The sequence below is a fragment of the Novosphingobium oxfordense genome, assembly GCF_044029435.1.
Lineage (GTDB): Bacteria > Pseudomonadota > Alphaproteobacteria > Sphingomonadales > Sphingomonadaceae > Novosphingobium.
This window is the reverse complement of sequence record NZ_CP147005.1, coordinates 992,225-1,019,177: the sequence shown is the minus strand read 5'-3', so window position 1 is coordinate 1,019,177 and position 26,953 is coordinate 992,225. Positions and strand designations below refer to the sequence as shown.

The window sequence follows — 26,953 nt, the reverse complement described above, 5'->3', positions numbered from 1 at the left end:
GGTGGATACGATGACCGAAGAAGCACCGCACCTGCTCACCGAAGACGTGGACGGCATCCTGATCGCCACGCTCAACCGGCCAGACAAGCTGAACGCCATCAGCCGGCAGATGATGGACCTCCTGACCGAAGCCGTGCTGCGCTTTCGCGAAACGCCCGAACTGAAAGTCATGCTGATCCGCTCAGCCGGGCGCTATTTCAGTTCCGGCGCGGACTTGCGCGGCGGCAACCAGAACATCGTCTCGCCCGTCTCCACCGGCGGCAGCGCGCGCGGCATTCGCGAGAACCACCGGCTCAATCTCAACAACATGCAGCAGCTGTGGGATGAGATCGAGCATATCGAGAAGCCCTTCGTCGTCGCGCATCACGCCATGTGCGTGGGCGGTGGGCTGGAAATGAGCCTCTCGTGCGATTTCCGCCTGGCCGCCAAGAGCGCCGCCTATGCCTTCCCCGAAGGCCTGTTCGGCGTACTGCCGGCCTCGGGCGGCGTCTCTCGCCTCACCCGCATCTGCGGCCCGCACTGGGCGCGCTGGCTGATCATGGCGAACAAGCCCGCGCCGGCGGACATGGCGTTCACCATGGGCCTGGTCCATCAGGTCTACGAGGATGAGACGTTCGAGCAGGACGTCATGGATTTCTGCCGTCACCTGACCAAGCAGAACCCGGAGCAAATGGGCGCCGCCAAGGTTGCCATCGAACTCAGCGCCGAAGTCGGCCGTGATTCCGCCCGCCACATCGAGCGCATGGCCAACAGCGCGCTGATGCTCAATCCGGACTATATCCGGGGGATGGAAGAGTATCTGAAAGGCGTGGGCGGGAAGAAGAAGTAGCGGAGGAGCACGCCCAGCCTATTTCTAACCTCAGCATTGTAACTCAAATCACTCGTCGCCCCCGCGAAGGCGGGGGCCCCGCTTCCTTTGGCCTTGCCGATAGAAGAACAAGCGGGATCCCCGCCTTCGCGGGGATGACGGGACTGGTGTTGGTGCTGCCTTATCCAAATACGAGAGCGCGCCAGACTGAACCCGAACTGCGCCGTTAGCCCGCCGCGCGCTCGCGCGTATCGCGGATTGCCAGTTCCATCAGCCGCGCATTGATCTCCAGCAGGCTCTCATCCCGACGCCCCGGCAGAGTGCCGAGAATACGCCGCAAGCGCCTGTCGGTGGCCAGAGTGATAGAGCGCTCGATACCCGTCATCAGCGTCGTCGCCATCAGCACGGCGGTATCGCCCAGCACCCCGCGTGGGTCCATCTGCGCGACGAACAACCCGATCAACGGCCGGGTTGAATTCACACGCTGGTGCATGATGCGCACATCGAACTGATCGGCCAGAGAGTTGCGCAAGTGCAGCAGGCCGGTGTGCCGCGCCCAAAAGGCGTGATAGGCCCGCACGAATTCCACTGCCCGGTCGTGAAGCTCGTCATCGGCCCAATATTCGCGAACCAGCGCGAAATATTCGTCGTGCGCAGAGCCCATCACGGGCTCCAGCACGGCGAGCAGCAGTTCGGTGAAATCGGTAAAATAGTTGTAGATCGACGTCATGCCGAGCCCGACCGCACGGGCGACAGCACCCAGCGTCACCGGCTCGTCGGTCTTCTCGACAAGCTCGATGGTCGCCGCAAGGATGCGCTCACGGGTGACACGCCCCTTGCGGCCGAGTCTCTGCCCGTGGAGGTTGTGGCTGATCGCCGCCCCAGCGTCGTTGACGGCAGTGGCAAGGTGGGGGGGGATTGCCGGGATGGACGGATCTTCCGCCCGATCGCCGGTCTCTCCCCCTGCCCCGCCCTGGTTCTCTCCGGTGTCGCTACCCAGAAAGGCCTCGTCCGAACCGTCAGGCCGCGGCCTGGCCGACGGGCCAGGCGAGGATCTTGACGTCGGTGAACTCTTCAATGCCTTCCACACCCCATTCGCGGCCCATGCCGCTTGCCTTATAGCCGCCGAACGGGATGTCGCCAGCTATGCACATGCCGTTGTTGACGCTCATCGAACCCGTGCGCACGCGCTTGGCGATATTGATGGCCCGGTTCAGGTCGCCCGAGCTGACGCCGCCCGACAGGCCGTAGGAGCTTTGGTTGGCGATGCGCACGGCGTCCTCGTCATCCTCATAGGGGATGACGACCAGCACGGGGCCGAAGATCTCTTCCTGGGCAATGCGCATGTCGTTGGTAACGTCCACGAAGCAGGTCGGCTCCACGAAATAGCCGCCACCCTTGTCCGGACGGATATTGCCGCCTGCCAGCAGGGTCGCGCCTTCTTCCTGGCCAAGGTCGATGTAGCTCTTCACGCGCTCCATCTGACGCTTGGAGATCACCGGGCCCATGATGTGCGCGGGATTGGCGATATCGCCCCAGTTGTCGCCGAAGTTACCATAGGCGCCCTTGAGGATGGCCTTGGCTTCTTCATAGCGGCTCTTGGGCACCAGCAGGCGCGACTGCACGGCGCAGCCCTGCCCGGCGTGGAAGACCAGCATCGCCATGCCCACTTCCATCGCGAAGTTCGGCGCGTCGTCGAGCACGATCTTGGCCGACTTGCCGCCGAGTTCGAGGAACACGCGCTTCAGCGTGGGCGCGCCCTGCTCCATGATGCGCTTGCCGACGCCGGTGGAGCCGGTGAACGAGATCAGGTCCACGCGCGGATCGGTAACCAGCATTTCTCCCGCCAGCGCCGGATCGGCACCGAAGATCACGTTGATCACGCCATCGGGGAAACCGGCTTCCTTGGCCAGTTCACCGAAGATCGCGCCCATGCCCGGGGTATCCGGCGCGGGCTTCAGGATCACGGTGCAGCCGGCCAGCAGCGCGGCGACCATCTTGCCGATGTTCACATAGAGCGGCACGTTCCACGGCGTGATCGCGCCGACCACGCCAACCGCCTCACGCACGCCGACGCGCTTGTGGATCATGCCGAAGGCGGGCTTTTCGCCGTAGTCCTTTTCCCACTCCAGCTGGTCGAAGACGCGCATGTAATCGTCCCAACCGTCGAGAGCCATGTCCACGTGGGCGCGGTTGACCGCACCCTGCGCCGCGCCGGCTTCGTACATCGCCAGCTCGCCCAGACGCGGGCGGGCAGCTTCGAACAGTTCGCGATACTTCTTCACCAGCGCCACGCGCTTTTCAGTGTTGGTCGACCAGTCGGTATCGTCGAAAGCGCGGCGGGCGGCGGCGATGGCGGCGTTCACGTCATCGGCAGTGGCGTCGGCGGCCTTGCCGACAGGCTCGCCCGTCCAGGGGCTGATCACGTCGAACGTGGCGCCGTTGCTGGCACCGCGCAGTTGTCCGTCGATATAGAGCTTGGCTTCGGGAAGAGTGGTCATGTTCGGGTCCTTGGCGGAAACGGTTTGTGGCGCGAGATCGGCGACGGTCGTGGCGGCAGTCATGCGTGGCGCGCCCCGACAGAGACGTGCAGCACGCGCACGTCTGGCGGCAGGTCGAGCACCGAGCGGAATACGCCGGTGACGTTTTCGGTCTGCGAGATCGGCCGCGTGCGCAGGTCGATCCCCTTGGCGGCACAGCCACCGTGGAAGCGCATCGCGGCGTCCTGATCCCAGCCGGGATTGGTCTTGCCCGGCTCATACATCGGCCCGGCGCGCACGGTGGTGACGCGGATGCCGGCAGGCTCCAGTTCTTCCACCAGCGCCTCGGTAAATCGTTCGAGGCCGGCCTTGGTGGTCTGATAGAGCGAAAGCATCACGAAAGGCACGGCGATGGATTCGCTGCCCACGTTGATGATCTGGCCGCCCTTTTCCATCATCGGGATCGCCGCACGGCAGCAGTAGATCGGGCCGTTGAGGTTGGTGGCGATGATGCTGTCGATCTGCGCATCGGTTGCCTCGGCCACGGTGAACGGTTCGTAGATCGCGGCATTGTTGATCAGCACGTCGATCTTCGGGTGCTTTTCGGCAATCGTCGCGAAAGCCTTGCGCACGGAATCGGCGGAGGCGACGTCGCATTCCACCGCCATGGCAGTGCCGCCGATCTCGTCAGCGACTTCCTGCACCTTGGACAGCGTGCGACCCAGCAGGATCACGGTTTCCCCTTCACTGGCGAAACGCCTTGCCAACGCACGGCCAAGGCCGGCACCGGCGCCAGTGATCACGATCGTCTTACCCACGCATCCTCCCGCTTTTACGGCTTTCGAGTACCGGTGCTTGCCGGCACGATTTCCCAAACTCTAACCCCTGTGCAAGCCGCTGCCTATCGCAGCCACGATGGTTCGCGGGGACCGTCCCCACGATACCGCACAGGCTCTCAAATCAATCCGAAGTCATCCTTGCGCCGAGGCATCCTGGCCGCGGTTGCGCGTCAGGTTGAGGCGCATCGTTTCCAACACATCCAGCAGTTTTTCCATATCCTGCTCAGTCACGCCTTCCAGCGCCAGATCGGCCGTCTCTTCCGCCAGAGGCTGAAGCTGTTCCAGCAGTTCGTTGCCCCGCGCCGTCAGATAGAGCCGCCACGCGCGCCGGTCGGCCGGATCGGCCCGGCGCTCCACCAGACCAGCATCCTGCATCCGGTCGATCATGCGCCCGGCCGTGATCGGCTCCACTTCCAGAATTTCGGCAAGCCCGCCTTGGTTGATGCCTTCCATGCGGTGAAGCACGCTCAGCACCTGCCATTGCGGACGGGTTACGCCGATCGCCCTCGCCCGCTCATCGAAAGAACGGCGCATCAAGCGCGCCACTTGCGACAGGACGGTGCCGATCTTGCGTTCCATTACGCCCTAAATACTATGCTTGCTTAGTATTAGCGAGCGAAATTGCCTGAGCCGCCGATGCAACGCCCCGGCGCTGCCGTCACGATTTGGACATGTCCACGATCAGGCGGGAAAGCGTCTGCTTGGCGATCTTCCAGCCATCGGCCGACCGCACATATGTCTCATGATAATGGCCATAACCGGTCAGCGCGAACGTGTCCTTGATGACGCGGTCCTGCATGGCCCAGATCACCTCGGCGCTGTCGCCGTGGAACGTGATTTCCGGCGAATGGATCTGATGCGCGGTCTTGGCATCGGCCAGCGAATGGCGAACCATCGAGACGAACGTGTCGCGTCCCTTTTCCAGCGTGCCGCCGGCCGGGCGCGTGTCGATCTCGCAATCCTCGGTAAAGAGCGCGGCCCAGCCGTCCCAGTCCTTGGTGTCGAGCAGGCGGCAGTAACGGGCCTTGAGATTGCAGATTTCCAGCCAGTCACCGAAATCGAGTGCCTGTGTCATGCGCTTCTCCCCTCTCGTCTCAATCGGACCTTCTCAGCCCGGACTGACTTCCGTTTCCAACCGCTCGGCCGCCAGCTTGCGCAAGTCCGCCGTCTTGATCTTGGCGCTGCCGGTGGTCTTCAGATCGCTCTCAGCCACGAACAGCACGCGGCGCGGCACTTTGTAACTGGCAAGCTTTTCCTTGGCGAAATCGCGAATTGCCCCAGCATCGGGCCGCGCACCTTCCACCGCGACAACGCAGGAAACCACCAGTTCGCCCAGCAGATCGTCGGGCACGCCCACCGTCTGCACCATCTTCACTTCCGGATGGGCGCGGATCACTTCGTCGATCTCGATCGGGGATACATTGGCACCGCCGGTCTTGATGATGTCGTTCAGGCGGCCTTCCCAGAACAGGCGGCCCTGCTCGTCGATATAGCCGCCGTCCGCCGTGCGCAGGAAGCCTTCGCCATCCAGCGATTCGTCCAGCGGCACACCGATATAGCCAAGCATCAGCGTCGGGCCCTTCACGGCAATCTCGCCGCGCTCGCCCAGTGGCATCGTCGCGCCGGTCATCGGATCGACGATCTTGATCGTGGAGCCGGCCGTCGGCACGCCGTGCGACTTGCCGGCGATCTCTTCCGCCGTGCCCGAGGCGAAGACCGAGATCAGCGTGAACGTCTCGGTATTGCCGAAGGCCTGTGCCGGCTCACGCCAGTCGGTATCGATCGTCGGATGCTGCGCGCAGGGCGTCAGCGCATCGATGTAATGCATCGCCGAAAGATCGACGCTGTCGTAATTCGAGGCAGCCATGAGCTGCGCCCACTGGTGCGGCCAGGCGAGCATCATCGAGGCCTTCTCGGCCTCCATCAGCGCCAGCGCTTCTTCGGCATCGAACCAGCGCTGCAGCACCAGCGACCCGCCGCAACCGAGCGTGCCGCCCAATGCCATCGAGAAATTGCCCGACCAGAAGAAGCCGTTGGCCGACCACGTGCGCGGCGGCACCTTCACATCGTACCACTGCGGCCAGCGCCAGAGTTGCAGGCAGACGCCGCGATGCGCCGAAAGGATGCCTTTGGCCTTGCCGGTGGAGCCGGAGGAGAAGAACAGCACGCCGGGATCGCTCGGCTGCACGGAGGCGGCGGCGGCATCGACCAACGCGGGATCGACATCGTTTCCGCGCGCGAGGAACGTGCTCCAGCCTTCGATCGCACCGAGGCCTTCGTCGCTGTCGATCACCGCGAGATGGCGCAGGAACGGGAACTTGGTGGAAGCGACTTCGCCCGGCTTGGCGGTGCCGATCTGCGGTTCGAGATCGACAAGGGTCTGCGCGAAATCTTTCTTGAGCACGCGGCGTTCGAGCAGCAGCACCGAGCAGCCGCCCATCTGCAACACGGTTTCTAGTTCAGCGGGCGTGAAGAACGTGCTCACCGTCATGGCGACGCCGCCCGCGAGTGCGGTGCCGAAGACGCCGGAGAGGAATTCCAGCCGGTTGGTCGCCAGCACGCCGACGCGGGTGCCCTTACCGACGCCGCAAGCGACGAGCGCACGGGCGACTTCCATCGAGCGCGCCCAGAGGTCGTCGTACGTCCAGCGCTCTACCTTGTCGCCAAGGTGGATCACCGCCGCTTCGGAGGGGCCATAACGGCGCGACACTTCGCGAACGAAGCCGCCCAGCGTCAGCGGGCCGATGCCCTGCTCTTCCGCCAGCGGGATGCCGCGTGCGATCGACAAGCCTTCGGTTACCTCGACCATGCGTTCCTCATTATCCTGACGGGACTGTTTCGCCCCTGCTCCCATGGATGCTCTGGCGCGGCGGGCGGCTCCCTCAAACCGCCCGCCGCACCGGCTGCATCAGGCGTTCACGTCGACGATGTAACGGCCAGTGACCTCACCGGACATGAACTTGCGAGCAGCCTCGATGGCGTCGCCCAGGCCGATGGTCTGGCCGATGGTTTCGAGTGCGGCCGGGTCCAGATCCTTGGCGAGACGGTCCCAGGCCTTCAGGCGCTTGGCCTTGGGGGCCATGACGCTGTCGATCCCCAGCAGCGAAACGCCGCGCAGGATGAAGGGCATGACGGTCGAAGGCAGGTCGAAGCCCTGCGCCAGACCGCAAGCGGCAACCGCGCCGCCGTACTTGGTCTGGGCGATGGCATTGGCCAGCGTGTGGCTGCCGGCCGTATCGACGACACCGGCCCAGCGCTCCTTCTGGAGCGGCTTGCCCTTTTCGGCGAGTTCAGCGCGGTCGATGATCGTCTCTGCGCCCAGCGACTTCAGATAGTCCGCCTCGCCCGGCTTGCCGGTGAGCGCGGCGACCGAGTAGCCCAGCTTCTTGAGGATCGCGATAGCGACCGAGCCGACGCCGCCGGTGGCACCGGTGACGAGGATCTCGCCCTGATCCGGGGTCACGCCCCAGTCCACCAGCGCATCGACGCAGAGCGCGGCGGTGTAGCCGGCGGTGCCGATCGCCATGGCCTGCTTCGGCGTGAAGGCCGAAGGCAGCGGCACCAGCCAGTCGCCCTTCAGCTTGGCCTTCTGCGACAGGCCGCCCCAGTGCCCCTCGCCCACGCCCCAGCCGTTGAGCACGACGGTATCGCCGGCCTTCCAGTCGGCATGGCTGCTTTCGGTGACGGTGCCGACAAGGTCGATCCCCGGCACCATCGGGAACTTGCGCACGACCGGCGAAGCGCCGGTGACGGCCAGGCCGTCCTTGAAATTGAGCGTAGAGAACGCAACGTCGATAGCGACATCGCCCTCAGGCAGCGCGGTTTCGTCAAGCTGCTGGAGAGTGACCGTCTGGCCCTCGTCGGTCTTGTCGATCACGATAGCGGAAAACATGGCATACTCCCTCAAGGGCTGCGTTAGAGCCCGACGATGCAGGCCCTAGCTGAAAGGGAATATGCGCCGCTGCGTCAATGCCGCCACCCCACGCCATCGCCTAGGCGAAGCGGCATCATGGGCGGGGTATCCGGCAGGCTGTCAGCCGCCCGGTGAAACGCCGTGAGCTGCCAGCAGGTCCGCCACTTTCGGAAACGCCTTGGCGCGCATCGTGCCGTACATCGAAAGCCGCAGAATCTCGCGCGAATAGCGGCGCGACAGTTCCCGGCGTTCGCCCTCGTCAGCGGCATGGGCGCGGGCAAGGATCGGCCAGAAGAACACCCCGGCCAGGTTCATCACCGAATAGACTTCGAAATCGATGCCCGGCTCCGCCAGTTCGGTGCCTGCGAAGCGGCCGAGCGAGCCGCAATACTCGCGCCAGAACGGATCCTGCGCCGGGTTGGGCGAGGCCAGGACCTGCTGGAGCCAGACGCGGCAGATATCGGGATTTTCCATCGCGAAATCGCACAACCGCTCAGTCAGCGCGACTACGTCGACATCCTCGACCCGGCGCTCTCCCACAGTCTCGGGATCACCGAAAACGGCATGGAACAGCTTGTCGGAGACCCACTGCATGGTCGCCTCGATCAGCTTCTCGCGCGTTTCGAAATGCTGGTAGGCGGTGCCGCGATTGACGGCGGCGAGATGGGCGACGGCGGAGAGGCTGACGCCCTCAGGCCCGTCCTTGGCCAGCAGGTTCGCAGCGGCATCGAGGATAACCGCGCGCGTCGCGACCGGGTCGCGCGTCCTGCGCCTGATTTTCGCCTCCATGCTCGCCCCTCTCATTATCAAAGGGCGAGCATAGCGGCAGGCTTACTAATCGACAATGTTGATCAGCTTGACCTCAGAGGAAGGCTTTCACCTTTTCGAGCACCAGTTCTGCGTGCTCCTTCCGGCAGATCAGCAAGTCCGGCATATAGACGTCTTCCCGATTGTAGACCAGCGGGCTGCCGTCGATGCGCGAAACGTGGAGGCCCCAGCCTTGTGCGACAGCGGCAGGTGCGCAGCTGTCCCATTCGTACTGCCCGCCGGAATGGAGGTAGATATCCGCCTCTCCGCGCAGGATCGCCATGGCCTTGGCCCCGGCCGATCCCATCGGGACGAGTTCGGCACCGATGGCTTCGGCCACGCCGGTCGCTTCCTTGGCCGGACGCGTGCGGCTGACCACCATGCGCAGCCGCTCAGGCGCGGGCGGCACTTCGCCCGGCTGGTCGGAGCGAAGGACTACACCCGCACCGGGAAGCGCGACCGCCCCCAGCACCGGCTCGCCATCCACCGCCATGCCGATATGGACGGCCCAGTCGGCCCGTTCCTCGCCATATTCGCGGGTACCGTCGACCGGATCGACGATCCACACCCGCTCCTTGGCCAGACGCTCGGCATTGTCCTTCTCCTCTTCGGAGAGCAGCCCATCCTCGGGCCGCTGCTCGCGAAGGGCGTGGCAGAGGAACTGGTTGGCGGTCTGGTCCCCCGCCTTCCCCAGCGACTTGCCCGAGAACAGGCCGGAGGCCCGCACGTCGAGCAGGATCTTCCCCGCCACTTCGGCCAGATGTGCTGCGAGATCGCCGTCGTTCAGGCTCATCAGGCGTCTCCCAGCAGCGTGTCGACGATCAGGTTCGCAGCGTCTTCCGGCGAGATCAGCGTGGTATCCACGCGGATTTCCGGATTGCGCGGCGCTTCATACGGGCTGTCGATACCCGTGAAGTTCTTCAGCTCACCCGCACGCGCCTTCTTGTAGAGGCCCTTGACGTCGCGTGCCTCGGCCACCTTGAGCGGCGTATCGATGAACACCTCGAAGAACTCACCTTCGGGCAGCATCGAGCGCACCATCTCGCGGTCCGCCTGGAACGGTGAGATGAAGGCGGTGATCACAATCAGGCCCGCATCGGTCATCAGCTTCGAGACTTCGCCCACGCGGCGGATGTTCTCGATACGGTCGGCCTCGGTGAAGCCCAGATCCTTGTTCAGACCGTGGCGCACGTTGTCGCCATCGAGCAGGAAGGTGTGCCGGTTCATCCGGTGCAGCTTCTTCTCGACAAGGTTGGCGATGGTCGACTTGCCCGAGCCCGACAGGCCCGTGAACCACAGCACCGCCGGACGCTGGTTCTTGAGACCAGCGTGCTGCTTGCGGTCGATGTCCACGGCCTGCCAGTGCACGTTCTGCGAACGGCGCAGCGAGAAGTGGATCATGCCAGCCGCCACCGTGGCATTGGTCATCTTGTCGATCAGGATGAAGCCGCCCAGCGTGCGGTTATCGGCATAAGCCTCGAACACGATCTGCTTGTCGGTGGTCAGTTCCGCCACGCCGATCGAGTTCAGCTCCAGCGTCTTGGCCGCCAGCTTCTCCATCGTGTTGACGTTGACTTCGTACTTCGGCTCCTGAACCGTCGCCGAAACCATCTGCGTGCCGACCTTCAGCCAGTAGGCACGGCCGGGCACCATGGCCTCATCGGCCATCCACACGAAAGTCGCCTCGAACTGGTCGGCAGTCTGCGGCGGATTGTCCGCGACCGAGATCACCGAACCGCGCGAGCAGTCGATCTCGTCGGCGAAGCAGACGGTGACCGACTGGCCCGCAACCGCTTCTTCCAGATCGCCGTCATAGGTGACGACGCGGGTGATCGTGCTGGTCTTGCCCGAGGGCAGGACGCGGATCTTGTCGCCCGCCTTCACCGAGCCAGTGGCGATCAGGCCCGAGAAACCGCGGAAGTCCAGGTTCGGACGGTTCACCCACTGCACCGGCAGGCGCAGCGGCTTGTCGGCATCGACCGAGGACAGAACCTCGACCGTTTCGAGATGCTCGACCAGCGTGATGCCCGCGTACTGCGGCGCCTTGTACCACGGGGTCTTGTCCGAAAGCGTGGTGATGTTGTCGCCCTTGAAGCCCGAGATCGGCAGAGCCGTGAAGCTCTCGATCCCGATTTCCCGCGCGAACTCGCCATATTCCTCGACGATCTTGTCGAAGACTTCCTGGCTGTAGTCCACCAGGTCCATCTTGTTGACGGCCAGGACGATGTTCTTGATGCCGATCAGGTGACACAAGTACGAGTGGCGGCGCGTCTGCACCAGCACGCCCTTGCGCGCATCGATCAGGATCACCGCAAGGTCGGCGGTGGAGGCGCCGGTCACCATGTTGCGGGTGTACTGTTCGTGGCCCGGGCAGTCGGCAACGATGAACTTGCGCTTCTCGGTGTTGAAGAAGCGATAGGCCACGTCGATGGTGATGCCCTGCTCACGCTCGGCGGCGAGGCCGTCGACCAGCAGCGCGAAGTCGATTTCCTGGCCCTGCGTGCCGACCTTCTTGGAATCCGACTGGAGCGCGTCCAGCTGGTCCTCGAAGATCATCTTCGAATCGTAGAGCAGGCGCCCGATCAGGGTGGACTTGCCGTCATCGACGCTGCCGCAAGTGATGAAGCGCAGCATCGTCTTGTGCTCGTGCTGGACGAGATAGGCGTCGATGTCGTCGGCGATCAGCTGGTCGGTGACGTAGACCGCTTCCTTGGTTTCGATATCGGCCATCAGAAGTACCCCTGCTGCTTCTTGACTTCCATGCCGGCACCGCCGGCGTCCTTGTCGATGGCGCGGCCCTGCCGCTCCGATGTGGTGGTGAGGAGCGTTTCCTGGATCACTTCGGGAAGCGTCTTCGCCTCGCTCTCCACCGCGCCGGTCAGCGGGTAGCAGCCGAGCGTGCGGAAGCGGATCGAGCGCTCCACGGGAACCTCGCCCGGCTGGAGCGGGAAGCGCTCATCGTCCACCATCAGCAGCATGCCGTCACGCTCCACGGTGGGGCGCTTTTCGGCGAAGTAGAGCGGCACGATCGGGATGTCGTTCAGGTGGATGTACTGCCAGATGTCCAACTCGGTCCAGTTGGAGATCGGGAAGACGCGGATCGATTCGCCGCGCGCCTTGCGGGCATTGTAGAGGTTCCACAGCTCCGGGCGCTGGTTCTTCGGATCCCAGCCGTGCGAGGACGTGCGGAACGAGAAGATGCGCTCCTTGGCGCGGCTCTTCTCCTCGTCGCGGCGGGCGCCGCCGAAGGCCGCGTCGAAACCGTACTTGTCGAGCGCCTGCTTCAGACCTTCGGTCTTCCACATGTCGGTGTGGAGCGCGCCGTGGTCGAACGGATTGATGCCCTTTTCGATGGCTTCGGGGTTTTGATAGACCAGCAGTTCCATGCCGCTCTCACGCGCCATCTTGTCGCGCAACTCGTACATCGCCTTGAACTTCCAGGTCGTGTCGACGTGGAGCAGCGGGAACGGCGGCGGCGAGGGATAGAAGGCCTTGCGGGCAAGGTGCAGCATCACGGCGCTGTCCTTGCCGACCGAATAGAGCATCACCGGCTTTTCAGCCTCGGCGACGACTTCGCGGATGATATGGATGCTCTCGGCTTCGAGGCGCTCCAGGTGCGTGAGTGTCTTCATCAGGTTTCCTCTGCCGGGGCGCGTGCCCGTTGGCTGTTTCCTCTGGTGCTGTCCCAAACCGAATCGCAGGGATGACATTTCCGCGAACCTCCCATATGGGAGGGGTATGGCTCTTACCAGCAACGACGAGACTGATCTCCTGATCCCACTCTTTCAGGGAAGTGCCGAAAATCCGCGCTTTTCGACATTTCTGGAAAGATTGCGCCGTCGCACCCAAGCCGATTACGTCAGCCTGATCCTTCGCATGGGCGATGGGCCGCATGCCGTAATCGTGGAAAGCTACGCCGGAATCGACCTCAGAAAACGCGCCCGCGAGTCGGAAACGCAAGGCCCGTTCTACCTCGACCGTTACCTCTACGATGGGCTGCGACCGGGCCGCGTCTATTCGATCGGGGAGATGATCGATCATGACCCCGTTGCGCGCGCGGATCGCAACCGCCGCATGGCGAAGCTCGGCATCGGGGATGAGCGGGTAGTACGGATCGCTGGGGGCGAGCGTTACAGCGCATGGCTGATGATGGCCCGCACGCGCGAGTGCACGGCCTCCGACAGCGCCTTGCTCTCCAGCCTGGCGCCCTATGTCGCCATCGCGGTCGAAAACCTCGTTTCGATGGACCGCGAGCGGATGGCGGCGCGGATCAACGCCATGGGGTTGGAGCGCACGGGCAAAGGCTGGATGCTGCTCGACGCCGAAGCGCGGGTGGTCGCGGCCGATCCTGCGCTATCGCAGTTCTGGCAGGAGCACTGCGGCGCCGCTTTGCGCCCCGGCGAGCGTGTGCTGGGGCTCGATCTCATGGCAGAGCGCAAGCTGGCCGGCGTGGCGGCGGAAATGGCGCAGGATCGCTCGTTGACGGCACGGCCGCTGTTGCTGCGGGAGAAGCCGCATGTAGAAGCACTGTTGATGCCGGCCGAAGAAGCGGCGGAACAAGCCCTTGCGGCACCGGCCCTGCTCGCACTTTGCACCCTTCCCCGCGCACTTTCCGGTGATGGTGCGGACCGACTGGCCGAAGTGTTCGACTTGCCCCGGCGCGAGGCGGAACTGGCGATGGCGCTGGCGGACGGCCACTCCATCGCCGAAGCAGCGGAGCGCATGGGCCTGACTTTGGAAACCGCGCGAAACTACTCCAAGCGGCTCTATGCCAAGCTCGGCGTGCGCGGACAGGCGGAATTGGTGCGGCTGGTTTACGAGAGCAGTGCGGTGATGGGGTGAGCAACCAGACTTCGGCTTGCATATCCCAACCATCGGCCTCCCGAGACAAACCCCGTCGCCCCCGCGCAGGCGGGGGCCCCGCTTCCTTTTGCCAAGCGCGCGAAGAAAAGCGGGGGCCCCGCCTTCGCGGGGACGACGGGGTAATAAATTGTCAGGTTGGCCGTGATGGGCCGATAGCCCATACCCAAACCATCAATCGCTGAGCTTGGCCTCCATCGCCGCGATCTCGGATCGCAGCCACATCGTCTCGGACAGGTTCTTGCCGCCGGAAGCTGCCAGCAGTGCCTCGTGCGCCGCCTTGCGCACGGTGAGCACCGCCGCATTGTCCGGCTCGGCACTGAGCGCAATATCGGTCAGATGTACGGCCTCCAGCGGAGTCCCCGCATCCAGCTTGTCCTGCGCCCGCTCCGCCAGTTTCGCCGCGCCGCCCGCCAATTCGACGAGATCGACATCCACACTCGAACGCGGCACGCCGTAGAGCGCGGTGGTGCCATCCTCGTAGTGGAGCCAGCCCGAATACTCGCGCCAGATCGACTTGACCGCCCAGGCGGCCTTGCCGTGGAATTCGCCGATCTCCAGCCCTACCGGCCAGGCGAATTCGCGCATCAGCGTGTGGACGTCCTTGCCTGCTTTCATGCCGCCGAGCGTGTAGTCGCGCACGAACCTGACGGCCGCGTGCATCTTGTCGAGATCGGCACGGATGCGTTCCGCACCGCGAATGGCCTCGCCATGGCCGGTGACGATGATCTCGGCGCCGAGATCGCGGATCGTCTCCAGCGACTTCAGGTAGTTCCGCACCAGACGCGGCTTGTCGCCGCGCAGAGTGTTGAGGAACGGCATCGAGAGCCAGACCGGACCGAAGACATTGCCGGTGAAGGCGATCTTTTCCTTGGGCATCCAGACCGTCAGCGAGTCGATCGTCTCGCCCTCTGGCGTGGAGATCAGCTCGAAAGTACGGCCGCCCAGTTCGATGGTCAGCTTGCGGTCCACCAGAATGTCGGGAACCACATTCGGCGCCGGCTTGGGTGTGCCGCCGCGCTTGAGCGTCGATCCCCAGAGCTTGCCGCTCCTCGGCCCGAAGAAGGACTGGAGGCCCATCATGTCGCCCAGCGCCTCATTGAAGCCGGGTCCGCCGACGACTTGCGTGCCGTCCTCCAGGAATTCCGGCACGCCGCCGTAGTGATCGGCATGGCTCTGGGTGAGGATGATGAAGGCCAGCGGGCCAGTGCGCGGCGGCGTCAGCAGGCGCTTGGTCCGCTCCGCATTATCCATGAAGCCGGTGTTGACCATGACGTCGCCCTCGGCCGTCGTCACGAGGTAGGCGTTCGAGATATCGTTCGCCTGGAACACGAAATCGGTGATCGCGATGGCTTCCGCCTGCTCGTCGCCCGAGCGGACGAGCCCGGCGAGCTTCGGCCCGGCGTCTTTCACTTCGCTCATCTCAAGCCTCCTCGATGCCGATCATGACTTTGGCGGACTGCGGCGTTGCGGCGATTTCCAGGCCCTTCATGATCTCGCTGAACGGCAGCTTGTGGCTGATCATCGCTGCAATCTTGTCCTTCAGGCGCGGCATGGCGGCGATCACATCGGGCATTTCGGTGGGATAGCCGACCGCCGTGGTGATGGTCATCTCGCTGGTGAGCATGCGCCCGACCGGGAACTCGATGGGCCGCATATAGGCCGCCGTGATGACCAGTTTCGCATGGAACTTGGCCATCATGATCACTTCGGTCAGGATATTCGGCGCGCCCGCTGCGTCGATGAAGGCATCGGTGCCCACGCCCACGCGGCCATAGCTCGGCACTTCGCCGTGAAGCTTCGCCAATTCCGCCCTCAAATCCACCTTGCTGGGATCGAGCGCAGCCTGCACGCCCAGCGCCCGCGCGCGTTCCAGCCGTTCCTCCGACAGATCGAGCGCGACAACGTCGGTCACCCCGCGATCGATCAGCCAGAGCAGCATGCCAAGGCCGATCGGCCCGCAGCCGAACACCACGACCTTGTCGCCGGGCTTCACGTCCGCCCGGTTGACGCCGTGCATGGCGACGGCCAGCGGCTCGCACATGGCGGCAACGTCGTAAGAGATGCCCTCGGGGATCGGGAGGATCGAGTCGCCAAGACGCGCCTCGCGCACTAGCAATTCCTGCGTGAACGCACCTTCCGGCCCGCCCGAACCGATGTTGCTGGGCGTCATCATCGGGTTGACGATCACCGCATCGCCGACGGCAATGCCGGAGACTTCAGCGCCCACTTCCATCACTTCGCCGGCGCCTTCATGGCCCAGCGCGGTCTCTACGCCCGGCGGAATGCCGCCCATCTTGATGTAGGACAGGTCCGATCCGCAGATGCCGACCGACTTCATCTTCACGACCACATCCTTCGGCCCCGCCGTCGGACGTTCGTAAGCATCGACGCGGACATCGCCGACGCCGTGGATCTTGAGCAGTTCCATAGCTTCTCTCCTCATCCGGCCGCTTAGGGGCGGACCATGTAGCCGCCGTCGATGGTGACGGTCTCGCCCGTCATGAACGAGCTGGCGTCCGAACACAGATAGGCGCCGATGCCTTCGAAGTCCGCCGGATAGCCGGTGCGCTTCATCGGGATCGTCGGCGCGAAGTGCGCGGCGACCGCATCGGCGCGCGGCCCTTCGCCCATCATCGGCGTCATGATCAGGCCGGGCGCGACGACGTTGGCGCGGATGCCCAGCGGCGCGAGTTCGATGGCAAGGCAGCGCACAGCCGCCGCAATCGCAGCCTTAGAAGAGGCATATTCCATCTTGCCCGGCAGGCCCTGGAACAGCGAAAGCGATCCGCAGGCGACAAGGCTTCCGCCGCTCTCGTCACCCGCCTCGACCCGCTCCTTCATCAGCCGCGCACCTTCACGCAGCGTGAAAAAAGCACCGTGGAGCGCGGTGTTCTGGAATTCATGCCAGTGCTCGGTCGGCATCTCGAACACCGAGTTATAGCGTGGGCTGGCGCCCGAGTTGGCGAAAACGCAGTCCACCCGGCCGAAATCCGCCATGACCTGCTTGTAGCCTTCGACGATGTTCGCTTCCTGCGAAACGTCCACCTGATAAGCGATCACCTTGCCCGCACCGGCCGCTTCCAGTTCGGCCTTGGCCTTGGCGCTCTTCTCGGCATTGCGGGCCCAGATCGCCACGTCGCCCCCCATTTTGGCGACGCCCATGGCAAAGCCGAAGCCGATGCCGCCGTTGCCGCCGGTCACCACCGTCACCTTGCCCGTGCAGTCGAAAAGGCCCTTGGCCATCATTCTCTCCTCGATCCCGTTACCGACCTTCTTGCCGGCACTTTCGTTGGCGCGATGTTTCCCGACACCGGCCTTGTCCCGCAAGCGTGGGGGGCATAGAAATCAGGCCTTATCCAAGCGTCAGGGACACGAATTCGGGCCAGAGACCCGATAGAGCCCTGAGGCGTCCGGGAGAATGAGAGATGCCCGTCAGCACGGCCGCCCCGCTGCCGACCATGACTGTCGATGCCGCGCTTTCCGCGCCGGGAATCCATGCCGAAATCGTCCGGTTCGACATCCCCGAACCCACCGACACCCGCCACGCAGTGGGCGCCGGATACCATGTGAACTTGTGCCTCACGCCCCGCCCGCTGCAATCGCGTGGCGGCTATCGCGAGCGCTGGGGGCCGCACCGGTTCGAGCGGCTGGGCGACGTTTTCGCGATTCCTCCCGGCGAGTCGCTCTACATTCGGGGCGGCAGCGGGCGGCAGGCCTCGCTGGTCTGCACGATCGACGCAGCACTGGTGCACGAGTTGTTGGGCCGGGAACTGCCGTGGGACGATGCTCACCTCGCCGCCGCGCTGGACATAGGCAGCGCGCAAGTGCGCGCGCTGCTGTTCCGCATCACCGCCGAAGTGCGCCACCCCGGCCTTGCGTCACGCCGGATGCTGGAACTGCTGGGCGGCGAACTGGCCATCGAACTGGGGCGATATGGCCTGGAAGTCTCCGAAAGGCCGATGACCGGCGGCCTGTCCGGCTGGCGCCTGCGCCTGATCGAGGAGCGCTTGGCCGGAGACCTGACCGCGCCCTCGCTGAAGGAACTGGCCGATTCGTGCGGCCTTTCGGTGCGCCAGCTCACGCGCGGGTTCCGCGTCAGTCGCGCCTGCTCGATCGGCGACTATATCGAGCAGCGCCGCATGGAGGCGGCCAAGCGCCTGCTGATGGAGGGGGAAAGCGTGAAGACGATCGCCTTTTCGATGGGCTTCGCCTCGCCATCCAGCTTCACTTTCGCGTTCCGCCGCGCGGTCGGGGCCAGCCCCAGCACGTTCCGCCAGCGGCAGGGACGCGCCCTGGCCTCGACGTCGGTCGCGGCGTAAGGCTGCTGCCGGTCTTGACCCGGATTCGACATAACGGCCCGATCTGACGCGCCTGCCGCATTGCCAATCGGCCCCGTGCGCAGGCTATCTCGTATCCATGAGGCCGCCGCAGCGGCCCGCACAGAGACACGGGAAAGAGGATCACGCAATGGCCGAGCAACTTACGGCGGACCAGATCGTCGGCGACGCCCTCGTCGAGCAGGCGATGAAGGACACCGGCATCGATGCCTTCGACAACGATACCTGGCGCGAGGGCTTCGACGTCTTCGTAAACGACTTCAACGCCGGGATCACGCGCGGCCAGTACACCGAAGGCGGCATCGCCCGCGCCACCGCCGATACCCTCCACTACTTGCGCGGCCGCCTGAAGATTTCGGACTATCTGCGCCAGAACCCGGAACTGCTCACCCGCCCGGTCGAGCGCCCCGTCTTCGTGATGGGCGTGCCGCGCACGGGCACTACGCTGCTGTCCAACCTGCTCGCTGCCGATCCGGCGCGCCGTTCGCCGCTTACCTGGGAAATCGACGATCCGGTGCCGCCGGTCGCCTCTAAGGACCTTCTCACCACCGATCCGCGCGCGCAGGCCCGTCTGGCGCAGGAAAAGGCGATGCTGGAAGCCAATCCGGCCATGGGCAAGTACTATCGCGGATCGGCCGTCTATCCGAACGAATGCGTGTTCTTCATGGCGCATGACTTCAAGACGCTGATGATCGATTCCAAGGGCAAGCTGCCGGAATACAAGGAGTTCATCTTCTCCTGCGACATGACCAGCGCCTATGAGTACCACAAGAAATTCCTCCAGGTGCTCCAGCAGAATGCCGGCGGGGTCTGGAACGTGAAGAAGCCCAGCCATGCGCTGTGGCTGGAGACGATCTTCAAGGTCTATCCCGATGCCCGCGTGCTCTGGGCCCACCGCGATCCGTTCACCGCGACGGGATCGCTCTGCTCGATCATCTCGCTCAGCCACATGGCGCACATGGGCAAGCCGGACACGGCGTGGCTCAAGGAAAACTACACCTGGCAGGCGGCGGAGCACGCCAACCGGATCATGGATTTCCGCGACAAGCATGGCGAGGACAAAGTGATCGACGTCCACTACGCGGACATGACCGCCGATCCGATCGGCACGATGAAGAAGGTCTACCAGCAGCTGGGCGACGAATGGACCGCCGAGGCCGAGGCCGGCATCCAAAAGTGGGTGGACGACAACCCGCAGGACAAGTTCGGCAAGCACGAATACAAGCTCGCCCAGTACGGCATCGAGAAGGCGGAGCTGGAGCCGCTCTTCGAACGCTATCTGTCGCGCTACGACGTGGCCCGCGAAGGCTGATCGAGGGCGCCGCTCGGCTGAAATCCGGCATGAATCCGGCACAAACCGACACCCGCCCAATACACCTCGTCGCCCCCGCGAAGGCGGGGGGCCCGCTTTCTTTCCGCCACGCACGCAAGAAAGCGGGATCCCCGCCTTCGCGGGGGCGACGTGGTTAGGTGCAGGCGCAAGATTTTAGGAGAGACTGATGCTCGAAGGCCGCCACTACCAGAACGCCTATGTCTGCGACAATCTGGAAGCCGGGATCGATATGTTCCGCGGGCGCGGACTGACCCGCGAACCGATGATCATCCCGGTCGACCAGCAAGTGCTCACGCCGCAGGGGCTGAAGCGCCAGAAGGGCCGGATCTGCTTCATCTGGATCGGCGAACTCCAGATCGAACTGATCGAGAACGAGATCGACGAAGTGGGCATCTACGCCAATTGTTTGTCCAACGGCGGCCCGCTGCGCTTCCACCACATCTGCTTCGGCGTCGACGACTGGGCCGATTTCCGCAAGCGCGTGGACGCTCAGGAATTCCCGCTCGCCATGGAACGGCCCGAGGGCGACGATCCCAACGCGCTGAAGTTCCTCTACCTCGATGCCCGCAAGGTCTTCGGACACTACATCGAATATACCTGGATGCCCGACGCGATGTGGCAGCAGATCAGGAAAATGTGACCGGCATCGTGCCGTCGGCTCGTACGGCGGCGCGTCCCACCGACTCCCGCGCCATGCGATAGGCGGTGGGGTCGGGAATGTTGAGCCGGGCTCGGGCCGCGTCCAGCGGCTCGGCAAGCAGGCGTTCGTAATCCTCGCCGGGTAGCCACGCGGCGTTCTTTCCCCGAAGGTAGCCTTCGCGGATCGCGCGCCGCACCTGCTTGCCTCCGCGTACGCGCAAGGACTTGAACGCGCCGCCCACCGCGATGAACGCCCAGCCAAGCCCGCGCGTCTGCGCATAGGAAAAGGCCACGAGGCAAAGCTCTCCCAGCGGCTCGTCGGCGCGATAGCCAGTGAGAATGTGCCAGATATCGTGCGTGTCACGCATGCGGCGGCCGTACCAGAGATAGGGATGGCGCACGTTGAGATCGACGCCGTCGATCTTGCTCACTTCAGCCAGACCCGTCGCAGAATAGCCCGTCGTGCGCAGGAATTCGGCGTAGGCCGCGCCCACGGTGCCCTCACCGAATTGTGCGACGAAGGCCGGGTCGGAGAAGCGCTCGGCCAGTTCCACCCGCTCATAAGCGAGGCGCCCGCCATCGGCGGTGCGCAGCAGCCGCAGATAACCGGCCTTTGCCGTACCCGCATTGAGCGCGCGCATGATGCGGAAGACCTGCTGCGTATCGTTGGCATCCGCCAGCAAGCGGCGCAGCGCCTTGAAGGCGGTAGCCCAGTCGCGACGGTCAGGGATCACGGTGGAGATATCCGATGTCATCATCCGTTCCTTGGCAAGAAGCCGATAACGGTATTAATATGAGCAAAACTCATATTCTGAAACTCGCGTTTGCAACCACCGCCCATGATCCAGAAACCGCCCGAAAATCCGCCACTCAAGACGCGCAGCCCACGCCAGGGCCGCGCCGTGCACAAAGTCGAACTCATGTTGGAGGCGGCCATGCGGTTGCTGGACGACAAGGGGTATGAGGCGTTCACCACCAATGCCGTCGCCGAAACGGCAGGCGTCAGCATCGGCACGCTCTACCAGTACTTCCCGAACAAGGAGGCGATCCTGGATAGCCTTGCCGATCGTGAGATGGCGGCGCTGTCGGAACGGATCCTGACCGTTCTGGCCGACAAGGCCATGGTTTCGGTGCGCGAGCGCGTGGGCCTGATCGTGCGCGCCGTTACGACCGCCTATGGCGACCGGCGGCGCGTGCACCGGCTGCTGATGGAGCGGTCACTAGCGCGGGGAACGCACCGGATGGCGCCGCTGCTGGACCACCTGACCACCCTGCTCTCCTCCCCTTCCGGCCCGAACGCTCCCGGCAGCGAGCGCAAGCTGACGCGCGGCGAGGCCTTCGTGATCACCACGGCTTTCGTCGGCGTGCTGCGCGCGATGATCATGCGCCCCGAATCCGCGCCCAGCGACGCAGAAATCGAGGATGGTCTGGTGCGCCTCGTGATGGGCTACGCCGATCTCACCAATCCAGTCGAGGGCGGCTCGATTCAGGTCGGCTCGATTCAGGCAGGCTCTGGAACTACCTCGCCGTAAAGCGTGGTGCGCTGCTTCAAGGTGCGGCCGACACTTTCGGCAGCCTCGCGCAGTTCGGCGATCGTCACGCCCTGGCCATGCGCTGCACCCGCCGCACGGCTGATGCTCTCATCCATCAGCACACCGCCAAGGTCGTTGGCGCCGGCCGCCAGCACGGCGGCGGCGCCGTCCATCCCCAGCTTCACCCACGAGCACTGGATCGAGTTGATCGCCCCGCTCAGCGCCAGACGCGCCACTGCGTGCATCATCACCGCCTCACGCCAGGTCGGCCCCTTGCGGCATTGCCCGCGCCGGTAGAACGGCGCTTCCATATGGACGAGCGGCAGTGGCACGAACTCCGTGATCCCGCCCGTATCAAGCTGGATATTGCGCAGCGCCAGCAAGTGACGCGCCCAATGCTCGATGCCTTCAAGATGGCCGAACATCACCGTGGAGGTCGTCGGCAAGCCCACGCGATGCGCGGTGCCGACGACATCGAGCCATTCCTGCGTCGTCAGCTTGCCGGGGCAGATCTGTTCGCGAATGTCGTCGCAGAGGATCTCGGCCGCCGTGCCGGGCAGTGAACCCAGCCCTGCGTCCTTGAGCATCGCCAGATAGTCCCGCACCGGCATGCCCAGCGTCCGCGCGCCTTGACTGACTTCGAGCGGTGAGAAGGCATGGACGTGAAGGTTCGGGCAAGCCTCCTTCACCTCACGCAGGATCGAAAGGTAGGTTTCGCCGGTATAGCTCGGGTGGATGCCGCCTTGCAGGCAGACCTCCGTCGCCCCGCGCTCCACCGCCTCACGCGCGCGGCCGGCAACCTCGGACAGGTCCAGATTGTACGGCTTGTCGCGGAACCCGGCTTTGCTGCTGGTCTTGGAGAAGGCGCAGAACGAGCAGGTATGGGTGCAGATATTGGTGTAGTTGATGTTGCGGTTTACCACGTAAGTCACGGTATCGCCGCTGACTTCCGCCCGCAGCGCATCCGCCGCCGCAACCACCGCCTGCGCCGCCGCTCCGCGCGTGGTGAAAAGTGCGACGATTTCGTCCTCGCTCAATGTCGCCCCGCTCGCCGCGCGGTCAAGGATGCGGTGGAGCGAAGCTGCGACCGGGCCATCGTGATGACGTCCGAGCGGCGCGCGGACGCTGCCCGGCGCATGTTGATCGGCCAGCCCCGGGCTCCAGACGCTGTCGCGCGCCAACCCTTCGGCATCGGCGTGACGCAGCACCGCTGGACGGATCGCCGGATCGAGCCATGATCGATCCTCGCTCATGACGAAGCGCGGATAGACGGTCAGGCGCTCAACCAGCGGCAGGCCCTTGGCGGCGCAGATGGCCCGCAGCCGTTCCACTTCCGGCCAAGGTGCCTCGGGATTCACATGATCGAGCGTGACCGGCGAGATGCCACCCCAATCGTCGATCCCGGCGTCGATCAGTTCGACCAAGCGCTCGTCATTGAGATTGGGCGGCGCTTGCACGGAAACCTCGTCCGGCAGCAGGATGCGCGCGGCGGCGACAATGCGCAGGAAATCGGCCTCGCTCGCCTCGGGCGCTTTCGCCATCTTCGTGCCCGGCTTGGGGCAGAAGTTCTGGACGATCACTTCCTGCAAATGGCCATGTTCAAGGTGCAGATCGCGCAGCGCGATCAGCGCGTCGATCCGCTCCTCCGCCGTCTCGCCAATGCCGATCAGCACGCCGCTCGTCATCGGCACCCGCGCGCGGCCGGCCGCAGCGAGCGAGGCTATCCGCACAGCCGGCTCCTTGTCGGGCGAGCCGTGGTGGCACATGCCCTTTTCCAGCAGCCGCTGCGACGTGCTCTCCAACATAAGGCCCGCCGATGCCGAAACAGGGCGGAGCATTTGGTAGTCGTCCTCCTCCAGCACGCCGGCATTGACGTGCGGCAGCAGGCCGGTCTCTTTCAGCACCAGTTCGGCGCAGTGGCGGACGTAATCGATAGTGCGCGTGAAACCCCGCTCCGCCAGCCATTCGCGCGCGACGGCATAGCGGCGCTCCGGCGCGTCCCCCAGTGTGAACAGCGCCTCCCGACACCCCGCAGCGACGCCGGCGCGGGCGATCTCCAGCACTTCCTCAGGCGTGAGGTAGGGCGCTTCCAGTCGCGAAGGCGTGGTGGCGAAGGTGCAGTAGTGGCAGACGTCGGTGCAAAGCCGCGTCAGCGGGATGAAGACCTTGGGCGAATAGGTCATCCGCGCCGGGCCATTCGCGTCGCGCCGTGCCCTTGCGCGGGCAGTGACCTCCTCCAACGGAGCGCCCAGCAGCCATGCCTTCAGCGTGTGGCTATCATCCTGCATCTGCTCACCCTTCAGATGCCCGCGATGGCAAGCACCTCCTGCGCGAGCCTTTCCCTATCGGCGGCTTCGCGCATCATTGTCTTCGTCACGGTGACCTTCAGGCCCCGTGCCTGCAAACCAGAGACATCGGCCTCATCGGCATGATCGATCAAGAGGTGGTCGAGAAGATCGCTGTAGTGATGGGCGATGGCGTGGTTGCTGACGCCATGCCCACGTTCCGCCAGCATCTTGGCGAGCGGGCCTTTCACCGAGGTTCCGCCGACAATCGGCGAAACCGCGATCAACGGAACCCGCCGCGCCGCGAATGCCTCTCGCACGCCGTCGACCGCCAGGATCGGATCGACGCTGAGGAAAGGGTTGGAGGGGCAGATAACGATGGCGGCAAGGTCTTCCCGCGCCAGTGCCTCGGCCAGACCGGGCGATGGTTTCGCGCCGGGCGCACCCTCGAAGCGCACATCGGAAACGGGTGCAGTGCATTGATCTCCCACGAACCAGCGCTGGAAGTCGGTCCACCCCGCGTCGGTCAGGACTTGCGTGCGAACGGGATCGTCACTCATCGGAACGACCTTGTGCGCGATGCCGAGTTCCCCGGTCAGCCGCGCCGTCACTTCAGAAAGCGTCTCACCTTCGCGCAGTCGCCATGAGCGGGCGATGTGCATGCCCATGTCTCGGTCGCCGAGGTTGAACCAGCCCTCTTCCCCCAGCGCGCGGAGCATGGCCATCGTCTGCCACGTCTCATCCTTCACGCCCCAACCACGCTGGGTATCGTTGAGCCCGGCCAGTGTATAGGTGACGGAATCTATGTCTGGACAGATAGTTAGGCCAAGATGCTCGAAATCGTCGCCGGTATTGACGACGAGCGTCAGATCCTCCGGCGCCATGACGGCCGCCAGACCCGCCGCCAGCTTCGCGCCGCCAACGCCGCCCGAAAGCGCGAGAATATGCTCGCCGCTCATCGGAACATGTCCTGCTCGATAGGCCGCAGCCCGCTGGCCGCGCCCGACCCGTCTTCCTCGGTAACCCAGCGCTCGCAGCCGCGAACCAGCGCGACCGGGGTACCCTCGTCGCCCTCGCCCATTGCCAGCGCCGCCATGGCGGCAACGGAGTCGGCAATGCCGATCACGGTTGCCTGAAGCGTGCGGCCATAAAGGTCCTGCGCGCGGCCGCGGCGATCCTCCAGCACGGCCAGCCCAGCACAGCCTATGGCGGTACCCAAAGTGCCGATCCGCCAGGCCCGCCCCATCGAATCCGCGATCACCACGCCGATCCGAACTTCAGACATTACCTGAACTTCGCGCCGCAACGCCCGTGCGGATGCATCGGGATCGAGCGGCCAGAGCAGCACGCGCCCTGCATCGCCGCCCTCTACATTGGAAGCATCGATGCCCGCGTTCGCCAGCACATGCCCCGAACGATGCGCAGCAATCACCGCGGCCGGGGTGCGGCGCAGGATGTGAGAACTTTCCTCAAGTATCGCTTGCATCATCTCCGGCTCACGCCCGGTTGCGCGCGCAAGCTCATGTGCTTCCTCAGAAGCCGTGAACGTGTCGAGATCGCGCGTGCGGCCCTCCACCTTGGAGACGATCTTCTGCGCCACCACCAAGATATCGCCATCGCGGAACCGGTCGCCTTCAGCCTCAAGGCTTACGCATATCGCTTGCGCAATCGACATTCCGGTAGCGAACATGGGCAATCCGGCGAGCGGTCGCACGGTCAGTTCTGGATTTCGCTTCATCGATCCTCCCGAACGCCTGTCTAGAGCCGCCACGCTGGAAACGACAATGACAACGACCAAGAATTCGCGGGAGAGATAATCTGATGGCAGCAATCGCGGTGATCGGCGGAACCGGTGCGCTCGGCAAGGGTATCGCGCGAAGGCTCGTCAAGGCGGGGCATCAGGTGACCATCGGCTCGCGCACGGCGGACAAGGCCCGCGCGACGGCGGAGGAACTGGGCGCCGCCGGCCATGCCGAGAATGGGGAGGCGGCCAAGGGCAAGGACGTGGTGATCGTCGCCGTGCCGCACGCATCGCAGGGAGATACCCTGCGGCAGATCGCCGGCGTCGTGGGCAATGCCGTGGTCGTCGATACCACCGTGCCGCTGGTGCCCCCCAAGGTCATGCGCGTGCAGCTTCCCGCAGAGGGCAGCGCCGCCATGCAGGCGCGCGAACACCTTGGCCCGGACGCCCGGCTCGTCACCGCGTTCCACAATGTCTCGGCCCATCACCTCGACAGCGACCATGCGATCGACTGCGACGTGCTGGTCTTCTCGGACGATGTGGAGGCGCGCCAGACGGTGGTGGACCTTTGCCCCGGCATGGGCCTGCGCGGCCTCTCCGGCGGCGCGCTGGCCAATTCGGCGGCGGCGGAGGCGCTGACCTCGATCCTCATCTACATGAACAAGACCTACAAGGCCGACGGGGCCGGAATACGCTTCACCAACCTTACCGCAGCGCCTGAGGTGCCGTGAGCTGCTGGGCGCTCATCCCGGTCAAGGCGCCCGGGTTGGGAAAGACCCGGCTGGCCTCCGCCCTCGATCCCGACGAGCGCGAGGCGCTGGTCTGCGGCATGCTGCGTCACGTGCTCGACACGGTGAGCGGCTGCCGCGCCATCCAGCGCGTCTGCGTGCTGGGGCCGGCGCGGCCCAATCTGGGCAGCAAAGTGCTGCGCTTCGACGATCCCGGGCCGGACCTCAACGGCGCGCTGGAAAGCACGATGTCGGCGATCACCGCTGCCGGGCCGGAGCGGATCGTGGTGCTTCCCGCCGATCTGCCCTGCCTGAGCCTGGCCGATGTCGAACGCCTCGCCACGCTGCCCGCCGATACGCTGGGCATTGCGCCGGACCGGCACCGCACCGGCACCAATGCGCTCTCGCTGCCATTGCCGGCAGGGATATGGTTTCCTTTCTCCTTCGGTGAGAACAGCTTCTCAACCCATTGTGAACAGGCGAAAAATCACGACCTTACCGTGGAGACGATCCTCTCCTGCGGACTGGAGAAAGATATAGACGACCCCCTCGATCTCGCTGATGCTGTTCGCGTTTTAAGGCGCGTCTACAACCCGGCAATCGACGGTTGGCCACGCTCCGGAGGCCGAAAACGGCCCATTTGAAGGG

Annotated in this window: 26 protein-coding genes; 8 read left to right on the top strand and 18 right to left on the bottom strand. The window is 64.7% G+C overall.

What is annotated here, in order from left to right:
- The first annotated feature begins 10 nt into the window (after window positions 1–10).
- Window positions 11–829: an enoyl-CoA hydratase/isomerase family protein gene (locus WBP07_RS04625; protein ID WP_395394542.1), complete on the top strand. Its 819-nt coding sequence runs from the start codon at window positions 11–13 to the stop codon at window positions 827–829.
- 205 nt (window positions 830–1,034) lie between these two features.
- Here WBP07_RS04625 and WBP07_RS04620 read toward each other — a convergent pair whose 3' ends face one another.
- The 11 genes from WBP07_RS04620 to cysD form a co-directional block, all read right to left on the bottom strand.
- A complete protein-coding gene (locus WBP07_RS04620; protein WP_395394541.1) occupies window positions 1,035–1,886 on the bottom strand; it encodes a TetR/AcrR family transcriptional regulator in 852 nt (283 codons plus the stop codon).
- Window positions 1,828–3,309: an aldehyde dehydrogenase family protein gene (locus WBP07_RS04615; protein ID WP_395395721.1), complete on the bottom strand. Its 1,482-nt coding sequence runs from the start codon at window positions 3,307–3,309 to the stop codon at window positions 1,828–1,830. Before WBP07_RS04615 ends, WBP07_RS04620 begins: the two co-directional genes overlap by 59 nt.
- Window positions 3,310–3,368: 59 nt before the next feature.
- Window positions 3,369–4,106, bottom strand: coding sequence for an SDR family oxidoreductase (locus tag WBP07_RS04610; RefSeq protein WP_395394539.1), 738 nt, complete (start codon window positions 4,104–4,106; stop codon window positions 3,369–3,371).
- 153 nt (window positions 4,107–4,259) lie between these two features.
- Window positions 4,260–4,706 carry a MarR family winged helix-turn-helix transcriptional regulator gene (locus tag WBP07_RS04605; RefSeq protein ID WP_395394537.1) on the bottom strand — a complete coding sequence of 149 codons (447 nt, stop codon included), beginning with the start codon at window positions 4,704–4,706 and terminating at the stop codon, window positions 4,260–4,262.
- 79 nt (window positions 4,707–4,785) lie between these two features.
- A complete protein-coding gene (locus tag WBP07_RS04600; RefSeq protein WP_395394536.1) occupies window positions 4,786–5,202 on the bottom strand; it encodes a nuclear transport factor 2 family protein in 417 nt (138 codons plus the stop codon).
- A gap of 33 nt (window positions 5,203–5,235) precedes the next feature.
- Window positions 5,236–6,936, bottom strand: coding sequence for a class I adenylate-forming enzyme family protein (locus tag WBP07_RS04595; protein ID WP_395394535.1), 1,701 nt, complete (start codon window positions 6,934–6,936; stop codon window positions 5,236–5,238).
- 99 nt (window positions 6,937–7,035) lie between these two features.
- Window positions 7,036–8,019, bottom strand: coding sequence for an MDR family oxidoreductase (locus tag WBP07_RS04590; RefSeq protein ID WP_395394534.1), 984 nt, complete (start codon window positions 8,017–8,019; stop codon window positions 7,036–7,038).
- Window positions 8,020–8,160: 141 nt separating this feature from the next.
- The gene (locus WBP07_RS04585) at window positions 8,161–8,829 is read right to left on the bottom strand and encodes a TetR/AcrR family transcriptional regulator (RefSeq protein WP_395394532.1); all 669 of its coding nucleotides are present in this window, start codon (window positions 8,827–8,829) and stop codon (window positions 8,161–8,163) included.
- 73 nt (window positions 8,830–8,902) lie between these two features.
- Window positions 8,903–9,640, bottom strand: coding sequence for a 3'(2'),5'-bisphosphate nucleotidase CysQ (locus WBP07_RS04580; RefSeq protein ID WP_395394531.1), 738 nt, complete (start codon window positions 9,638–9,640; stop codon window positions 8,903–8,905).
- Window positions 9,640–11,577 carry a sulfate adenylyltransferase subunit CysN gene (gene cysN / locus WBP07_RS04575; protein WP_395394530.1) on the bottom strand — a complete coding sequence of 646 codons (1,938 nt, stop codon included), beginning with the start codon at window positions 11,575–11,577 and terminating at the stop codon, window positions 9,640–9,642. Before cysN ends, WBP07_RS04580 begins: the two co-directional genes overlap by 1 nt.
- Window positions 11,577–12,479: a sulfate adenylyltransferase subunit CysD gene (gene cysD / locus WBP07_RS04570; RefSeq protein WP_314465638.1), complete on the bottom strand. Its 903-nt coding sequence runs from the start codon at window positions 12,477–12,479 to the stop codon at window positions 11,577–11,579. Before cysD ends, cysN begins: the two co-directional genes overlap by 1 nt.
- A gap of 106 nt (window positions 12,480–12,585) precedes the next feature.
- Between cysD and WBP07_RS04565 the strand changes: the two genes are divergently transcribed.
- Window positions 12,586–13,689, top strand: coding sequence for a helix-turn-helix transcriptional regulator (locus WBP07_RS04565; protein WP_395394528.1), 1,104 nt, complete (start codon window positions 12,586–12,588; stop codon window positions 13,687–13,689).
- 192 nt (window positions 13,690–13,881) lie between these two features.
- On the opposite strand, the gene WBP07_RS04560 is transcribed toward WBP07_RS04565, so the two are convergent.
- The 3 genes from WBP07_RS04560 to WBP07_RS04550 are packed head-to-tail and all read right to left on the bottom strand — an operon-like array spanning window position 13,882 to window position 16,953.
- The gene (locus tag WBP07_RS04560) at window positions 13,882–15,129 is read right to left on the bottom strand and encodes an MBL fold metallo-hydrolase (protein ID WP_395394527.1); all 1,248 of its coding nucleotides are present in this window, start codon (window positions 15,127–15,129) and stop codon (window positions 13,882–13,884) included.
- A 1-nt stretch (window position 15,130) separates the two neighbouring features.
- Complete coding sequence (locus tag WBP07_RS04555; protein ID WP_395394526.1) at window positions 15,131–16,138, bottom strand: zinc-binding dehydrogenase; 1,008 nt, start codon at window positions 16,136–16,138, stop codon at window positions 15,131–15,133.
- A 23-nt stretch (window positions 16,139–16,161) separates the two neighbouring features.
- Window positions 16,162–16,953, bottom strand: a complete 792-nt coding sequence (locus tag WBP07_RS04550) for an SDR family NAD(P)-dependent oxidoreductase (protein WP_395332695.1) — start codon at window positions 16,951–16,953, stop codon at window positions 16,162–16,164.
- A gap of 182 nt (window positions 16,954–17,135) precedes the next feature.
- Between WBP07_RS04550 and WBP07_RS04545 the strand changes: the two genes are divergently transcribed.
- From WBP07_RS04545 to WBP07_RS04535, 3 genes are all read left to right on the top strand, one after another.
- The gene (locus tag WBP07_RS04545) at window positions 17,136–18,029 is read left to right on the top strand and encodes a helix-turn-helix transcriptional regulator (protein ID WP_395394525.1); all 894 of its coding nucleotides are present in this window, start codon (window positions 17,136–17,138) and stop codon (window positions 18,027–18,029) included.
- 148 nt (window positions 18,030–18,177) lie between these two features.
- Entirely contained in the window at window positions 18,178–19,359 is a 1,182-nt protein-coding gene (locus WBP07_RS04540; RefSeq protein WP_395394524.1) for a sulfotransferase family protein, read from the top strand.
- Window positions 19,360–19,546: 187 nt separating this feature from the next.
- Complete coding sequence (locus WBP07_RS04535) at window positions 19,547–20,020, top strand: hypothetical protein (RefSeq protein ID WP_395394522.1); 474 nt, start codon at window positions 19,547–19,549, stop codon at window positions 20,018–20,020.
- Here the strand turns inward: WBP07_RS04535 and WBP07_RS04530 are convergent.
- Entirely contained in the window at window positions 20,007–20,777 is a 771-nt protein-coding gene (locus WBP07_RS04530; protein WP_395394521.1) for a Coq4 family protein, read from the bottom strand. The two genes, WBP07_RS04535 and WBP07_RS04530, sit on opposite strands and share 14 nt — an antisense overlap.
- A gap of 81 nt (window positions 20,778–20,858) precedes the next feature.
- On the opposite strand from WBP07_RS04530, the gene WBP07_RS04525 reads away from it, so the two are divergent.
- The gene (locus tag WBP07_RS04525; protein ID WP_395394520.1) at window positions 20,859–21,551 is read left to right on the top strand and encodes a TetR family transcriptional regulator; all 693 of its coding nucleotides are present in this window, start codon (window positions 20,859–20,861) and stop codon (window positions 21,549–21,551) included.
- Here WBP07_RS04525 and cofH read toward each other — a convergent pair.
- The 3 genes from cofH to cofE are packed head-to-tail and all read right to left on the bottom strand — an operon-like array spanning window position 21,521 to window position 25,574.
- On the bottom strand, window positions 21,521–23,839 hold the full coding sequence (gene cofH, locus WBP07_RS04520; RefSeq protein ID WP_395394518.1) for a 5-amino-6-(D-ribitylamino)uracil--L-tyrosine 4-hydroxyphenyl transferase CofH: 2,319 nt from the start codon (window positions 23,837–23,839) through the stop codon (window positions 21,521–21,523). The two genes, WBP07_RS04525 and cofH, sit on opposite strands and share 31 nt — an antisense overlap.
- An 11-nt stretch (window positions 23,840–23,850) precedes the next feature.
- Complete coding sequence (cofD, locus tag WBP07_RS04515) at window positions 23,851–24,795, bottom strand: 2-phospho-L-lactate transferase (protein WP_395394517.1); 945 nt, start codon at window positions 24,793–24,795, stop codon at window positions 23,851–23,853.
- Complete coding sequence (cofE, locus tag WBP07_RS04510; RefSeq protein ID WP_395394516.1) at window positions 24,792–25,574, bottom strand: coenzyme F420-0:L-glutamate ligase; 783 nt, start codon at window positions 25,572–25,574, stop codon at window positions 24,792–24,794. The genes cofD and cofE overlap by 4 nt, the downstream gene beginning before the upstream one ends.
- Window positions 25,575–25,657: 83 nt before the next feature.
- On the opposite strand from cofE, the gene npdG reads away from it, so the two are divergent.
- A complete protein-coding gene (gene npdG, locus WBP07_RS04505) occupies window positions 25,658–26,308 on the top strand; it encodes an NADPH-dependent F420 reductase (RefSeq protein ID WP_395394515.1) in 651 nt (216 codons plus the stop codon).
- A complete protein-coding gene (cofC, locus tag WBP07_RS04500; RefSeq protein WP_395394514.1) occupies window positions 26,305–26,949 on the top strand; it encodes a 2-phospho-L-lactate guanylyltransferase in 645 nt (214 codons plus the stop codon). Before npdG ends, cofC begins: the two co-directional genes overlap by 4 nt.
- Window positions 26,950–26,953: the final 4 nt, after the last annotated feature.